General features: G+C 33.7%; 17 protein-coding genes. 13 read left to right on the top strand and 4 right to left on the bottom strand.

The features are described from left to right. The first annotated feature begins 9 nt into the window (after nt 1-9). The 7 genes from A2530_RS01630 to A2530_RS01600 all read left to right on the top strand — a co-directional run bounded on the left by A2530_RS01630 (nt 10) and on the right by A2530_RS01600 (nt 5,949). The gene (locus A2530_RS01630) at nt 10-1,482 is read left to right on the top strand and encodes an OprD family outer membrane porin (RefSeq protein WP_294884512.1); all 1,473 of its coding nucleotides are present in this window, start codon (nt 10-12) and stop codon (nt 1,480-1,482) included. 21 nt (nt 1,483-1,503) lie between these two features. Then, nucleotides 1,504-2,250 carry a molybdate ABC transporter substrate-binding protein gene (modA, locus tag A2530_RS01625; RefSeq protein ID WP_294884513.1) on the top strand — a complete coding sequence of 249 codons (747 nt, stop codon included), beginning with the start codon at nt 1,504-1,506 and terminating at the stop codon, nt 2,248-2,250. Further along, a complete protein-coding gene (locus A2530_RS01620) occupies nt 2,247-2,651 on the top strand; it encodes a molybdopterin-binding protein (RefSeq protein ID WP_294884514.1) in 405 nt (134 codons plus the stop codon). The genes modA and A2530_RS01620 overlap by 4 nt, the downstream gene beginning before the upstream one ends. Further along, on the top strand, nt 2,644-3,336 hold the full coding sequence (gene modB / locus A2530_RS01615; protein ID WP_294884516.1) for a molybdate ABC transporter permease subunit: 693 nt from the start codon (nt 2,644-2,646) through the stop codon (nt 3,334-3,336). Before A2530_RS01620 ends, modB begins: the two co-directional genes overlap by 8 nt. Nucleotides 3,337-3,345: 9 nt before the next feature. Then, complete coding sequence (gene arsC, locus A2530_RS01610) at nt 3,346-3,702, top strand: arsenate reductase (glutaredoxin) (RefSeq protein ID WP_294884518.1); 357 nt, start codon at nt 3,346-3,348, stop codon at nt 3,700-3,702. Between the two features lie 201 nt (nt 3,703-3,903). After that, on the top strand, nt 3,904-4,917 hold the full coding sequence (locus A2530_RS01605; protein ID WP_294884520.1) for a hypothetical protein: 1,014 nt from the start codon (nt 3,904-3,906) through the stop codon (nt 4,915-4,917). Nucleotides 4,918-5,094: 177 nt separating this feature from the next. After that, nucleotides 5,095-5,949 (top strand): ABC transporter ATP-binding protein, encoded by an 855-nt coding sequence (locus A2530_RS01600; RefSeq protein WP_294884522.1) that lies wholly within the window; start codon nt 5,095-5,097, stop codon nt 5,947-5,949. On the opposite strand, the gene A2530_RS01595 is transcribed toward A2530_RS01600, so the two are convergent. Both A2530_RS01595 and A2530_RS01590 read right to left on the bottom strand, forming a co-directional pair. Next, a complete protein-coding gene (locus A2530_RS01595; RefSeq protein WP_294884627.1) occupies nt 5,895-6,074 on the bottom strand; it encodes a GGDEF domain-containing protein in 180 nt (59 codons plus the stop codon). The genes A2530_RS01600 and A2530_RS01595 overlap by 55 nt on opposite strands. Before the next feature lie 44 nt (nt 6,075-6,118). Next, nucleotides 6,119-7,471, bottom strand: a complete 1,353-nt coding sequence (locus A2530_RS01590; RefSeq protein WP_294884524.1) for a GGDEF domain-containing protein — start codon at nt 7,469-7,471, stop codon at nt 6,119-6,121. A gap of 198 nt (nt 7,472-7,669) precedes the next feature. Between A2530_RS01590 and A2530_RS01585 the strand changes: the two genes are divergently transcribed. From A2530_RS01585 to A2530_RS01565, 5 genes are all read left to right on the top strand, one after another. Beyond that, complete coding sequence (locus A2530_RS01585; protein ID WP_294884526.1) at nt 7,670-8,983, top strand: hypothetical protein; 1,314 nt, start codon at nt 7,670-7,672, stop codon at nt 8,981-8,983. A gap of 2 nt (nt 8,984-8,985) precedes the next feature. Beyond that, complete coding sequence (locus tag A2530_RS01580; protein WP_294884528.1) at nt 8,986-10,074, top strand: trypsin-like peptidase domain-containing protein; 1,089 nt, start codon at nt 8,986-8,988, stop codon at nt 10,072-10,074. A gap of 17 nt (nt 10,075-10,091) precedes the next feature. Next, nucleotides 10,092-12,041, top strand: coding sequence for a M3 family metallopeptidase (locus A2530_RS01575; protein WP_294884530.1), 1,950 nt, complete (start codon nt 10,092-10,094; stop codon nt 12,039-12,041). Further along, nucleotides 12,041-13,045, top strand: a complete 1,005-nt coding sequence (locus A2530_RS01570) for an endonuclease/exonuclease/phosphatase family protein (RefSeq protein ID WP_294884532.1) — start codon at nt 12,041-12,043, stop codon at nt 13,043-13,045. The genes A2530_RS01575 and A2530_RS01570 overlap by 1 nt, the downstream gene beginning before the upstream one ends. Nucleotides 13,046-13,146: 101 nt before the next feature. Continuing rightward, nucleotides 13,147-13,770, top strand: coding sequence for a hypothetical protein (locus A2530_RS01565; RefSeq protein WP_294884534.1), 624 nt, complete (start codon nt 13,147-13,149; stop codon nt 13,768-13,770). Between the two features lie 29 nt (nt 13,771-13,799). On the opposite strand, the gene A2530_RS01560 is transcribed toward A2530_RS01565, so the two are convergent. Continuing rightward, nucleotides 13,800-14,342 (bottom strand): hypothetical protein, encoded by a 543-nt coding sequence (locus tag A2530_RS01560; RefSeq protein ID WP_294884536.1) that lies wholly within the window; start codon nt 14,340-14,342, stop codon nt 13,800-13,802. Nucleotides 14,343-14,565: 223 nt separating this feature from the next. Here A2530_RS01560 and A2530_RS01555 point away from each other — a divergent pair, with 223 nt between their 5' ends. After that, the gene (locus A2530_RS01555; protein WP_294878387.1) at nt 14,566-14,784 is read left to right on the top strand and encodes a cold-shock protein; all 219 of its coding nucleotides are present in this window, start codon (nt 14,566-14,568) and stop codon (nt 14,782-14,784) included. A 49-nt stretch (nt 14,785-14,833) separates the two neighbouring features. Here the strand turns inward: A2530_RS01555 and A2530_RS01550 are convergent, their stop codons facing one another. After that, nucleotides 14,834-15,250, bottom strand: coding sequence for a GNAT family N-acetyltransferase (locus A2530_RS01550; protein ID WP_294884538.1), 417 nt, complete (start codon nt 15,248-15,250; stop codon nt 14,834-14,836). Between the last annotated feature and the right edge of the window lie 12 nt (nt 15,251-15,262).

The raw sequence follows: 15,262 nt of genomic DNA, 5'->3' as shown, positions 1-15,262 counted from the left end.
GGAAAGTTTATGAACAGAAGTATCAGGTTTAGCATAATTTTGATTTTAACACTACTTTTTGCATCTATCTCATGCGCAAGCGAAGATGTTCCAAAACGCATATTAAGAGGAAACTATCAATTAGTTTATAATAAGTTGCCTAAGTCTGTCGATAATGCGGCAGATATGTTTAAAGAGGGTATATTTTACGGGCGGCTTCGCTTTAACAGCTTTTTATACAATTGGGAAAAAGAGAATACAACTCAAAACTCTCATAAAGCATTTGGACTCGGCGGCTCTTTAATATATAAGAGTGCAACATTTGAGAACTTTAATTTTACGACGGGATTATATTATTCGCAAGGGTTTTTTGATAATGGCAAAGACCCTGTAGGTTTATTAAAACCTGCAAAAGATTTAGTAAGCCGCTATGACTACTTAAATAACGGCGACAAATCTATGGCTGTTTTAGGTCAAGCTTATGTAAGCTATATGGGCATACCAAAAACAGGTCTGCATGTAGGACGCCAACTAGTTGACACTTTTTATGCGAGAGCCAATGACACAAAGATGCTTCCAAATACTTTTGACGGCGTAGTTGTACAGACAAAAATTATTCCCGATACGGACGTTAAGGTTGCCTATTTAACAAAAGAGAAGCTACGCGACCATACGACTTCCCACTCTGTTTTAATGTATGATGACTCTGATGCAGCTAAACACTCTTCTTGGAATGGAAATGATGACACAGTAATGCATAAAGGACTTAGCTATACAAATCTAAAAGCGGCAGGAGTAAGTACGGATGCACCTCTAATTACCGGCGATATCCGCAATAAATCATTTGACAATACCGTCCTTAGTGCATCATTTTACAAAGTTAATGAACTTCTCTCACAAACAATGATTGAAGCAAATTATAAAATCAAACTTTCCAATTTTGATATTATTCCCGGTATTCGTTATATAAAACAGTTTGACAACGGTGCAGGAGAGATAGGCGGTGCAAGTTATAACGGTAACTTAGCAGGTTTAAGCGGAGCAAACGGAGGCTATAAAGATGCCTCTTCACTTGACTCACAGATGATAGCCGCGCGTTTACTTGCATCTTATGATAATTACAGAATAAACATAGGGTATAGCAATGTTTTAGACGAAGCGGATTTAATCACACCTTGGCGCGGCTTTCCTACTGTGGGATACACAAGATCTATGGCAAGATACAACTGGATGGCAAATACTAAAAGCTATCGCATTCAGTTTGCTAAAGGAATAAATTCAAAAGGAGTCTATAGGGATGTTTTTATGCTTTTTTCATTTTTGCATACGGATGCGGATGAAACAAAAGGTTATTTTGACGAAAACTTTTACTACGCTGGATTTGTTCAAAATATCCCGAGCATGATTGATTTGCAATGGCGTCTTAGATTTGGCTATGCCGACACAAAAGAGATAGATGCGGATAATCTTGATGCACGTTTTGAAGTCAACTATCTGTTTTAATATATTTACAGGAATAACTCAGTGAAAAAAATAGTACTAAGCATAGCAATAATAGCTACTTCTCTTGCAGCCCAAACAATAAATATAGCAGTAGCAGCCAATGTCAGTTATGCCATAGAAGAGTTAAAAACCGAGTTTAAAAAAAATCATCCAAACACCGACATTCAAGTAACATTAGGCAGCAGCGGGAAACTTACCGCGCAGATAAAAAACGGCGCACCATACGGGCTTTTTATGTCTGCTAATATGAAGTACCCGCAATCTCTTTATGATGATAAAATAGCTGTTACAAAACCTGTCGTTTATGCCGAGGGCGCTCTTGCATATCTTAGCAACAAAGAGCAAGATTTTTCAAAAGGCATAGAGATAGTAAAAAGCGATAAAATCTCAAAAATAGCAGTAGCAAATCCAAAGACTGCGCCTTATGGAATAGCCGCTATAGAAGCTATGAAAAACGGCGGAGTCTATGAAAGCGTAAAAGATAAATTTGTTTTTGCAGAATCCATCTCTCAAACCGTTGCTTATACCGTAACTGCAGCAGATATCGGACTTATCGCAAAATCATCCCTCTACAGCGATAAAATGTCAATGTACAAAGAGGGTATCAACTGGGCTGAAGTAGATTCAAAACTATATACACCCATCGAACAAGGCATAGTTATTTTAAAATATGGCAAAAACAACAGCGAGTATAGAGACTTTTACGATTTTGTTCTTAGCGATAAGGCAAAAAAGATTTTTAAAAGTTACGGCTATATAACTAAATGAGTACGATAGTTGCCAAAGTAACATCAATAAACAGCGTAGAAAACCTCAACATTATCGACTTTGATTTTAACGGTGAGAGTTTATCTATGATGAGCCTTGAAATACCAAATAATATAACGATAGGTTCCATCGTAAAGCTTACATGTAAAGCTTCAAATATAGGTATCGGTAAAAATCTAAGCGGAGAACTAAGCTACTCAAACAGACTTACATGTAAAGTGGAGTCGATAGATGTCGGGGAGCTGCTTTGCGCACTTAGACTAAGACTAAGCGAAAACACTATAATAGAGAGTATCATCACGAAAAAATCGGCGTTTAGGATGAATTTAAAAAAAGAGGACAGATTAGTAGCTCTTATTAAAGCTAGTGAACTCTCTATACAAGAAGTAATCAATGATTGAGACGCTATCAAATTTAGAGTTTACACCTTTTTTTATCTCTTTTAAACTGGCACTGATAACTACTTTTATACTCTTTTTTATAGCACTTCCTTTAGCATGGTGGCTCTCTCAGACCTCATCAAAATCAAAACCTTTTTTTGAAGCCGTTACCGCCCTGCCACTTGTCCTTCCGCCTTCGGTTTTGGGGTTTTATATACTGTGGGCATTGTCGCAAAACTCTGTTATCGGCGTATTTTTTGAGGAGTATTTTGGCATTAAACTTGTTTTTAATTTTACCGGTCTTGTGGTAGCTAGTGTATTTTACTCACTGCCTTTTATGGTTCAACCCCTGCAAGGCGGTTTTGAAGCTCTTAACAAAAATATGATAGAAGCGAGTTATATAAGCGGAAAAAGCGCATTTACGACAATGCTAAGAGTCGCCCTGCCAAATATCAAACCCTCTCTAATGACTGCTATAATCATTACATTCGCTCATACAGTCGGAGAGTTCGGCGTCGTGCTGATGGTCGGGGGAAGCATACCGAATGAAACAAAAGTGGCATCAGTTGCTATCTATGAAATGGTAGAGATAATGGACTACACCACGGCACATGTATATAGCGCTATAATGGTAATTATCAGCTTTTTGGTGCTTCTTGGCGTTTACATGTTCAACGGTAAGCAAAACAGAAAATTCGGTATATAAGGAGTTAAAATGAGCAAGTTAAAGATATGGCATAACCCGAAGTGTTCGAAATCAAGAGAGGCAAAATCTATGCTCGAAGATAAGAATCAAGAGTTCGAAGTCTTCGAATATCTAAAAGAAGATATAACCAAAGACGAGCTAAAAAACATTATCAAGATGCTCTGTATCTCGGACATAAGAGAGATGCTAAGAACAAAAGAGGACGAGTACAAAGAGCTGGGTATTGCCGAGAAGAACCTCTCGCAAGAGGAGATAATGGACATAGTGCTAAAACACCCAAAACTGATAGAACGCCCAATAATCATCAAGGGCAGCAAAGCCGTCATAGCAAGACCGATGGAGAGACTTGCCGAGCTTATAGGCTAAATAAGAGGATTTTGAGATGGAACTGGTTTATCTTTGGGTAGAAAAGTATAAGAACATTGAAAATGAGGGATTTAACTTTAGCCCGAGGTTTACATGTAGTTATGATAGTAAAAAAGTTGGAATGAATAAATGAGGAAAAAGAATATTTTTTTTAATATTTTAAAAAATGAAACGTCGCTCACAGAAGTTTTTTGTAATTTGATGTCATATAAAGCATTTAGAGATATATTCATTGATATGGTCAATCAAAAACGAAATAACGATAACAAATTAAAATGTCAACATATATCATACGAAGATTTTTCAACTGAAAAAAACTTTGGAGAGATTGAAAAGTGTTTTAAAGAAGATGAAAATAATAAAATAGGCAGAGGCGATCTAATACTCAATTATGATGATGAGGATTATATTTTTGAACTAAAAGTTGAGAAATATACAGAACTTACAAAAAATCAGCCACAAGGGTATTTGTGTTATCTTAAAAAACAAAATGAACTTTCATATAATGACAATCTATATTTTATAATCCCAAAAGGGTATATGCACATAAACCAAATTTTTTCAGAATGGCAAGAATTTTGCAATAACTATCCAAAAGAGATAATTCAAAATAATCATTTTTTATATTGGGAAGAGATTATAAACGAGATAAGAAAAAGAGAATTAGACAAGCTCAATATTATCATTAAAGAGTTTTGTGAAATTCTTGATTATAGGTGGTTTTATACCAAACTAATTCATTTTTCAAAAAATGAGATAGAACTAATTTTCCAACAACACAATATGAAAAATGAGGAGTTAAAGATGGCTTTTAATGCGAATATACCAAGAGTAATGAATAAATTGTTTGATATTGTGAACAATATAAAATACAAAGTGCATGTCCGCAAAAAATATGATGAACAAAATCCAGATTTTTATGGGTACTACATCGATAATAAGAAATATAACCTATCAGAAGATTTTGAGATATGGTTTGGTGTTATTTATGAAATATGGGAGAAAGCTGGAGTTCCGATTTTGATAGAAATCATTTCAGATGATGAGAAGATATTGTCAAAAGTTCAAGACTTAAAAAGATACGAATACGAAGATGATGAAAACAGTATTTCAAATTATTTTGCATTTGATAAATCTATTTTTGATAAAGAAAATATATCTGAAATTATTGACGATAAAATTCTTGAATTAATTAATTTACTGAAAAATCAATGACTTTTTTTATTTATCAAACCCTAAAACAAGGTTTTGAAAACAATTATTTTTTATATAGTGCAAAGTTTATAGGTAAAGTAACTACCAGAGAAAAACACCCAATAGTAAATATAATCAAAGCCTACCCTGACCTCTTAGCAAACTTATAAAAGATATATCCCAAGAATTGGACTTAATATGATAACCATAAACATAACCAAACCGCTACACGGTGCGAACGGTGAAATGAATCTACATGTAGATTTAATTATAAAAGAGGGAGAGTTTGTAGCTCTTAGCGGAAAAAGCGGCAGCGGAAAAACAACTCTTCTTCGCATACTAGCAGGGCTTGAAGATGCAAAGGGAGAGATAAAAGTGGGCGGTGAGAGCTGGTTAAGCGAGAGCTTTCGTCTGCCCCCTCAAAAAAGAGGCATCGGCTTTGTTTTTCAAGACTATGCACTCTTTGAAAATATGAGCGTTGAAGAGAACCTGCTTTTTGTAAGCAAAGACAGAGAACTTGCAAAAAAGCTTTTAGAGATGACCGAACTAAGCGACCTAAAGAACAGGATTCCAAATACTCTAAGCGGAGGGCAAAAGCAGAGGGTTTCACTTTGTCGAGCTATGATGAAGCGACCGAAACTTCTGCTTCTTGACGAGCCATTATCTGCCCTTGATGCCGCTATGAGAACAAAACTGCAAAACGAAATCTTAACACTTCACAAAGAGTTCGGCACTACGACCGTTATGGTAAGCCATGACACCAGCGAGATGTACCGTCTGGCAAATCGCGTAGTGGTTCTAAATCTCGGCAAAATTGTAAACGACGGCACTCCAAAAGATGTACTTCTTAGAACAAGCGGAAGCCAGAAGTTCTCATTTGAAGGAGAGCTATTGGACATAATTAAAGTCGATGTTATCTATGTAGCCGTCATATCTATCGGGCAGCAGTTAGTCGAGGTCGTTATCAGCGAAGCAGAAACTAAAAACCTGCAAATAGGTCAAATAGTAAACGTAGGCACAAAAGCTTTTGCGCCGAATATTTTTGCATCATAAACAACAACCCTATTTCGTCCATCCTCTTTGGCTCTATAAAGTGCATCATCTGCGTATCTGTATATATCCGTTATATTATTTGCCATTTCAGGTTCAATTATAATAATTCCCATAGATACACTCAGATATCTGCTTATATAACTTTTTATATGCTCTATTTTTTCATCTTCTATTTTTTTATTATACTATCGGCAAAAGAGAGAACTTGAGATTTACTCTCTTCCGTACACAAGATGCCAAACTCTTCGCCACCTAGTCTAAAAGCCATATCCCCTGCTCTTTTTAGAGAGTTTTTCAAATGCTTTGCAACCGTTTTTATAGCCACATCACCTGCTTGATGCCCGTAAGTATCGTTATACTGCTTAAAATAGTCAATATCAATTATGATAAAAACAGCCGTTTGCTTTGTTCTTTGCTGAATTTTCAAAAAAATATCAAAAACTTCATCAAAATATCTTCTGTTGTATAAAGAGGTCATGCTGTCAGTTATGGTTAACTCTTCTATTTTGTCGATATACTCTCTATTTTTATAGTAAAACATTTTATTTATAAAAATTATAAATAAAACAGATATTAAGCCGACAAAGAAAACAACAACAGAGTTCTCCTTGCTTTTTTCTAATTTTTTTTCTAAATTACTATTTAGCCGTTTTAAATTTGAGTTATATAAACTTATTATAGAATCAATATCGTTTGTAATTAAAGTATAAATATCATTTGATTCAAGATTAATTTTATCATCTTTTAACAACTTCTCTTTTGTAAATTCTATAACTTTGTTTTGTGTCTCTATAATATTTTTATAAGATTGCTCAAATAATACTTTATCTTCGTTTTCATTCATGATAAAAAGCTTATTGTAGTTCAACTTGCTTAGTTTCTCTTTGATTTTATCCTGCTGTATAAGTATCTGCTCTTTTTGCTCTGTTGTTAAAGCATCTCCATCAATACTTGACGCTAATGCTCTTATCTCTCCACTATACTCAATAAGTTCCGGCAACAGATAGACTACATTGTCAATCAAAACATAGGAACTCAAATCTGAGTCCAAAATAAGTTTGCAGTTATAAGCAATATGATTTGAAAACAGCATAAACTCTTTTATAATATTGGTCAAATACTCATAACCTACACTCTCTAGCGGTATATCTTTTACCTTATCTATATACTGCAACAACTCGCTTCTTAGAGGAGTGTTCTTTTCTATCGTAAGTAAATTTCTCTTTAGCGCCATTAAATCTTTTAAGATATTATCTTTGAATATTTTTAGGTTTTGTGTTGATTCTTCATTTGGGGTTTTTATACAGCTTAAACCGCGTAGTTTTTGTATATTAAAGATAGTTTTTTCTATCTGCGATATAGCTTTTAACCCTTTTAGTTCATGAGTGACAAATTCTATATCGTCTTGAACATGTAAAAAAACATTGGAAAAAATAATTATGACGCCTATAACAGGCACTAAAGTTATAAAGATAAAAAAGTATAAGCTCTTTGCTTTTTTCTCGATATTTAGATTTTTCATAACTATTATTTCCTCTTTAGCTACAACAAAACATTACGATTGTATATCAAATTTATTAAGTATATTTTTATTAATCTTTATACTTTTAAATTTTAATAAAAATAAAAGAAATTATAACAAAAGAAGCTTTGCTCTATATAAGTACTATTTCAATATAATGTCTTTAAAATATTTCATAAATAACTGGAAAAATAGTAAGTGAATTGGCTCAATTTTTTTGATACGAAAACAGAATTAAAACACTCATTTGGAAGAGGGATAAATGCAAATCTTTCAAAAGATGAAGAGAATTTATTTAACAAATCCTATGAAGCATTTGAGGCAAAAGATATATTAAATGCTTATGAGTATTTTTTCAAATCTCTTGAAAATTTTTCAAACAGCACCTCAAATAAAAATATTATACTTTCAAGAGAAATCGATAAACTAAATTTTGAGATATTTCAAGGAAGTGCCAGAATTACAGGAGTGATTACAAAAGAGAACCTTCAAGCAGAAGCTATAATCACAAAAAAATCATCTGCAAACGTGGCACTCAAGAGACTGCTTTTGGAGAGAAACTATCAACTGACATACTCCTACTATTTTAGTGATGATGAGCATATAAAATTAAAACTCTTTCACGACAATATTACTATGAATACGCAAAAAGTTTTTTTCCCCATAAGAGAAATCGTTTTAAATGCCGACTTTGACAAAGAGTATATAAAAAGCGAGTTTTTAGAGATACCGATTGAAGACATTGAGCATTTAAAACCTATAAATGATGATGAAATACGTATAAAATATGATTTTTTACATAGCTGGATTGATGAGATAAGAGCTAAAATAGCATCTCTGCCATCAAATGACAATGCGGGAATGCAGTCATTTATACTTCTATATTTAATCTTCAAGATGGATTATCTAATTGCGCCTAAGTACAAAATATTTCAACAATCCAGTAAAAAAGTTCAAGAGTATTTTAGCGACGAAAACCTTAGCGTAGAGTCAAAGAATGAGGAGTTAAGCAACTATATAGATGAACTAGGCAAAATTGATTTTGAAGAGTTTAAAACAAACTTTTATGATGCGAAATATACATTTAACCCCACGGAAAAAGCTTCACATGAAGAGATAGAGATTTTTATCACGGAGTCGCTTTCAAAAACAAGATGGTATAAAAACAACAGATACAATCAGATAATTCCTACAATGTATAAATATATAGCGCTCTATCTTCTTTATAACTACGGTCTGCATCCCGTTACAAAAAGATTATTGCATACATTAATCGAGATTCAAAATCCTGATTTTTTTAAAACTCTAGGTTACGATACACTCTATACCAAAGAGAGTTCTACATTTTCAAAAAGAGCGATTGTATCAAAAATAGAAGAAATTATAGCTCCGTATCAGAACCGTTATAAGCTTTTAAAACCTTTTGGCGATAAACTTAATTTCACTTCGCTAAATGAGTTTAGCAATAGCTTTTATCTGCAACTAAAAAATCTTAATTTTGAAGAGATATAGCCGTGAATACGCAATTAATACTTGAAACTTATATAGAAAATATCATACAGATTATGACGCCTTACGGTAGCGGTACAGGATTTATAATCGATGATTTAATTATTACAAACTCACATGTAGTTGCAGGACTAAAAGAGGTGGTAATTAGTGCAAAAAAAATTAAAAGAAGCATTGCAGAGGTTGTGTATGATGATGCCTATTTTGATTTGGCATTTATAAGCTTTGATTTTGAAAAACCAAAAAATCCTCTTGTTTTATCTAGCAGTATTATTGAAGACGGAGACACTACGATAGCGATAGGTCATCCTTACGGACTAAACTACAGTGCAACGGAAGGAATTGTTTCAAAAGCTTCAAGACTTTATGCAGAACTAGAGTACATACAAATAGATGCTGCCATAAATCCCGGAAACAGCGGCGGTCCTCTTTTAAACACAAGCGGCGAAGTCATAGGCGTAAATACTTTTATCATACAAAACTCAAATAATCTGGGGTTTGCCCTTCCCTACTTTTATGTGGACGAAGCTATAAAAGCGTACAAGAGTCTTAACTTGAAAAATATAATCAAATGTCAATCATGTAAAAATCTAATTGACGAAAAAGATATAAAAAACGACTATTGTCCCCAGTGTGGCATTAAACTTGAAATTGCCAAGTTAAGAACAAAAGGTTATAACCCGACAGGCAGTACAAAACTTCTTGAAGAGATATTAAGCTCTTTGGATGTAAATGTGACACTGGCCAGAAGGTCTCAAGCATCATGGAGAATCGACTACGGAACTGCCCGCATAGATATAAACTACTATGAAAACGGGATAATTATAGGAGACTCTAAACTGTGTGTAATTCCTCAAGAAAACATATCGGAAATTTATGACTATCTGCTTGATGAAAACAATAAATTCTCATATTTACACTTCTCTATAAATGAGAACTTTATATATTTGTCTCATCTAATAGTTGACTCTTCGCTAACCTTTAAAGAGGGAAGAGTTGCATTTGAGAGGCTTTTAAAAGGTGCGGATGAGTATGATGATATTTTGATTAACAAATTTAATGCTATAAAGCAAAGACGCGACGAAGAAGATTAAAAAAGGAATTTATATACATGTCAAAATTTTTAAAGTTTAGAGTAGATTTAGATGGTTTTATAGAAGAGTTAAAGAGTAAGATAGAGCAAAACAACGCAAAAGTTGATACTCTTTTAGAGATAGAGAATAAAACATTTGCAAATTTTGTAAAACAGCTAGAGATGATGGATGAGCATTTAAACCAGTTTTTTACTCCGCTCTCACACCTAAACTCGGTAAACAACAGTGATAAAACGCAAGAAATTTATGCCGAATCTTTGCCTATCATAACAGAATACTCTACAAAATTATCGCAAAACATAGAGATATATAAAGCGTATAAAGAGATACAAAAAAGTGAAGAAAAAAATTTAAATCAAGAGCAAAAAAGAGTTTTAGAACTAAACATCCTTCATTTTGAACTAAGCGGCGCTCATCTTGATGAAAAAACCAAAGCAAGGCTTCAAGAGATAAATATTAAAAAAAGTGAACTCTCAAACAATTTCTCTCAAAATGTCTTAAACGCTACAAACGAATATGAATATATTATTACCGATGAAAAGGACATAGAGGGTATTCCCCAAAGCGATATTTTAAACGCAAAATTTGAAGAAAACGGCACTACAAAATATAGATTTACACTTCAAATGCCTTCATATATAGCCTATATGACTTACGGTAAAAATGAAAAAATCAGAGAAGAGCTTTATCGTGCCTACGTTACAAGAGCACCGCAAAATGCACAAATCATTGATGAGCTTTTACTACTTAAAAATGAGATGAGCAATCTTTTAGGCTTTGACAATTACGCTTCATATTCACTTGCAAGCAAAATGGCAAAAGATGAAAAAAGCGTTCTTGATTTTTTAGAAAAACTGCTGATTAATTCTAAAGAACAAGCTAAAGAGGAGCTTCAAGAAGTACAAAAACTATCTTCAAAATCCCTGCAAAGTTTTGACAGTGCCTACTACGGCGAACTTCTCAAAAAAGAGAAATATGAGATTGATGAAGAGATTTACCGTCCATACTTTGAACAAAAAAAAGTAGTAGAGGGTATGTTTGAATTTTTAAACAAACTATTTGGGGTAAAGTTTAAAAGAACAGATGAAAAACTTTGGCATGAAAAAGCTTATTCTTGTGATTTGTATATTGACGACATGTTAAAGTCTAGGCTATATTTGGATTTGGAGACAAGAAAAGGCAAGCAAGGCGGAGCGTGGATGAACAACTTTCAGACTCACTGCAAAGATGAAAAAGCAGATGAGCAGCTTTCCTCTGCCGTAATAGTATGCAATTTTCCGCCATCAACCGATAAAAACCCGTCACTTTTAAGACATGACGACGTTGTAACTCTTTTTCATGAAATGGGACATGCAATCCATCACATGTTAAGCAATGTAAATGAAAATGAAGTAAGCGGCGTAAACGGAGTTGAGTGGGATGCAGTTGAGTTTCCGTCACAATTTTTAGAAAATTTTGCTTATGAACCTCATGTTCTAAAACTTTTTGCATCACACTATGAAACGGCTGAGATAATACCAGATGAGATGATAGAAAAACTTGTTAGAAGTAAAAACTTTTTATCTGCTTCGGGTATGTTAAGACAGCTTGAATTTTCTATTTTTGATTTTAAACTCCATACAAAAGTTTATCAAAAAGATGAAGTTCAAAGTCTGCTTGATTCTATAAGAGAAGAGACCGCACTAATAAAACCGCCATCTTACAATAAGTTTCAAAACGGTTTCTCCCATATATTTTCAGGCGGATATGCGGCAGGTTATTACAGCTATAAATGGGCAGAAGTACTAAGTGCCGATGCTTTTTTCAGTGTTGTTGACGAGGGAATATTTGGCTCAGAAACGGCAAAAAGATATCTACATGTAGTACTTCAAGGCGGCGGGTCGCAAAGTATGGGAGTTTTGTTTAAAGAACTAATGGGCAGAGAAGCAAATCCTGAGTACTTGCTAAGACTAAATGGAATTAAATAGTGAAATACCTCTTTTTAATTGTAGTACTATTTACGACACTTTTTGGAGATACGGTTTTGAAAATTGCAACCTATAATGTAGAAAACCTTTTTGACTTAGATAAAAGCGGATATGAGTACGAAGAGTATATTCCAAACAGTTCTTCAAACTGGAATCAAAGAACCTATAAAATAAAACTAAAAAACATTGCACAGGTAATAAAAGATATCGACGCTGATATTATCGCTTTGCAAGAGATAGAATCGCTTCAAGCACTTATAGATTTAAGATTTGCGCTAAAACAAAACGGGCTATATTATCAATATTACTCCATTGCAGATAAAAAAAACACAACCGTAAAAGTCGCTCTCCTTAGCAAAATACCCTTTGTCTATTCAAAAGAGATTAGCGTAACATCAACGTATCAGTATAGAAATATCCTAGAGACAAAATTTAAAATTAACGATAAAGAGCTATATGTTTTTGTCAACCACTGGAAATCAAAAGGCGGAGCCGAGAGCATGAGGATAATCTCTGCAAAAGCTTTAAAAAGTAGAATATCGGAAATCGGGTTTGATAAAAATGTAATACTGCTTGGAGATTTCAACTCCGATTATGAAGAGTTTTTAAAGTTTAAAAGAAAAAGAGAGCATAACGACACCGATGGGATAACGGGAATCAATCATGTTCTTGGGAGCATAAATCAAAGAGAGAGTGCTATACATGTAAAATATGCTAAAGATAGCTTTTATAACCTTTGGTACGACACTAATGAAGAAAATAGATACACGTATATATTCAAAAATAAAAAAGAGGCTCTTGATAATATTTTAATATCTCAATCACTTTTAAATAACAAAGAGATTTATTATTTAAACGGCAGTGTTACAAATTTTGACAAAAAGTACCTATTTAAAAAGAGAAAAATTTTTAGATGGGAGATGTCGCATACAAGGGTTAAAACGCACAAGGGAAGCGGTTATTCCGACCACTTGCCTATTGTGGCAAAGTTTGGAATTAAATAATTTCATAAGGAACTGTTATTAGCGGATTATCAAAAACATACTACATAACATCTGCAAATTTAAAAGATACTAGTTATTTTCAAGAGCATATACGCTTAAATATGAAAAACAATTATTACTGGAGTGATGATTGGAGCAAAGAGTTTTATATAGATTTAGCAAAAGCCGGATTTATCAGCACGACATATGACACAAAAGAGGGTTTGGTTTTACTTCCTGAACTTCAATACAATTATGCGGTATTGGATTTTCAAAATCTTCATATCTCGAGTAAAGTCAAAAAACTTATGTGTAAAAATAGTTACGAGTTTTTAATTAATAGCAGATTCAATGAGGTACTTCAAGAAATTTCTCTTCAACATAAATATAATTGGTTAAAAGATGAGTATGCCCAACTCTTAAAAAACTTACATAATGATAAGAACAATAATTTTAAAATTATCTCGGTTGAACTGGTTTGTAAAAACTCAGGCGAGTTGATTGCAGGTGAAGTCGGGTACATTATAGGAAAAACATATACCAGCCTAAGCGGTTTTAGCTCCAAAGAGAAAAAATATACAAACTACGGAACTCTACAACTTGTGTTACTCTCAAAATATCTGCAAAACAATAATTTTGAATTTTGGAATTTGGGACACCCACACATGCAGTACAAACAAAAACTCGGATGCGAGATATATAACAGAAGCGAGTTTTTACAGAGATGGTATAAAGCTACAAAGTAGCCAAACACATCTCTTCAATGAAAAAGATATTAAGCCTCTTTATCTAATATAGAAAATCCCAAATCATACATAGCTTTATCAACCATCTCTATAGCTTTTTGCATGGTTTTTTGAGAGATTTCAGGAAGCTCTCCTCCCCACATAGCCTCAGCCTCTTTAAATCCTTGAATCATCCCCTCTCTTCCCGCACGAAGTCTGCTCTCATCATTGCCGCCGCCGTTGATAACAAATTCAGCTATTCTGGTAGAAGTTTGCTCTATCCCGAAAAAACCGTCTTCACTAACAAGTTCTGCAGCTTCCTCTTTTGATAGTTCAGCTATAGGTTTGCCTTCATACCCTATATTTTTTAGAAAACTTTGAAAATCATCATACTGCTTTGCAAAAATATCATCTGCACTTTTTATGCCGCCTTGAATCGAAGTAGAATTAAAAGCCATTGCATTAGAATTTTGCTTAATCTGTTCTCTTATCTCCATAGCCTCATCTTTTGAAATCTTCTCGGTAAAAAGAGTTTTAATAGGCTGTATATTTTTTGCCGGATTCAAAGTTCCTGTACTTGACGTTACTTGCATGATAAATCCTTTTAGATTAGTATTACATACATATCGACCTAAAATGAGTTATTTAAAGTTTTTATTTTTATATACAAAAATTTAAAACTTAGGTTATAATTCTTTTCGATGAAAGATTTTGCGTGCGAGTTCATCTATAGTATATTCTGCTAGACAAACGACTCTCCCTATATTTTGACTCCACTTCCAAAAGAAGTGAATTTTTACAACAGAGGTACTACTCATGGCAGAATTGCTAGACGGATCAGTTAAATGGTTCAATGAAGAAAAAGGTTATGGTTTCATTCAACAAGAAAACGGCGGTAAAGATGTATTCGTACACTTTCGCCAAGTAAACAGAACGGGACCAGGTCGTGTTTCTTTAGCTGAAGGTCAAAAAGTAACTTTTGAACTAGGCGAAGGTCAAAAAGGTCCTCAAGCTGAGAACGTAACTCCTTTATAAGGTTTTACTCTGCAGACTCTTTGTCTGCAGACTTTTACACTCTTTTCAATCAAATACTCTTTAAAAATACAAAACTCTTTTTTACAAAACCGTTTTTTTCATAGAATCTGTGTGCATCTTCTCTTTGTAATCCAGAAGATAGAACTATATTTTCACACATCGCCATTTTTGCATAATCATTCAAATACTCAAGCATCATCTTGCCGTAGTCTTTGCTTCTGTATTTTTCATCCGTAACCAAATCAAAAACGAATAAATGTCTCTTGTGATAAAGATTTGTTTGGACTGCAACACCGGCATAAGTTACAAGCTTCTCACGCTCCATAATGCCGAGCATCTTATACTCCATACTTCTCATCTCATATATTAAATCTTCAAACTCTTTATAGCTAAGCGAAGTACGCAGCTGAGACACTATTTCATAAGCCATTACAAGCTCTCTTAAACTTAACTCTCTAATTTGCATATAAACACCGTT

Source organism: Sulfurimonas sp. RIFOXYD2_FULL_34_21, assembly GCF_001830805.1.
GTDB lineage: Bacteria > Campylobacterota > Campylobacteria > Campylobacterales > Sulfurimonadaceae > Sulfurimonas.
This window is presented reverse-complemented; position numbering and strand designations above follow the sequence as displayed.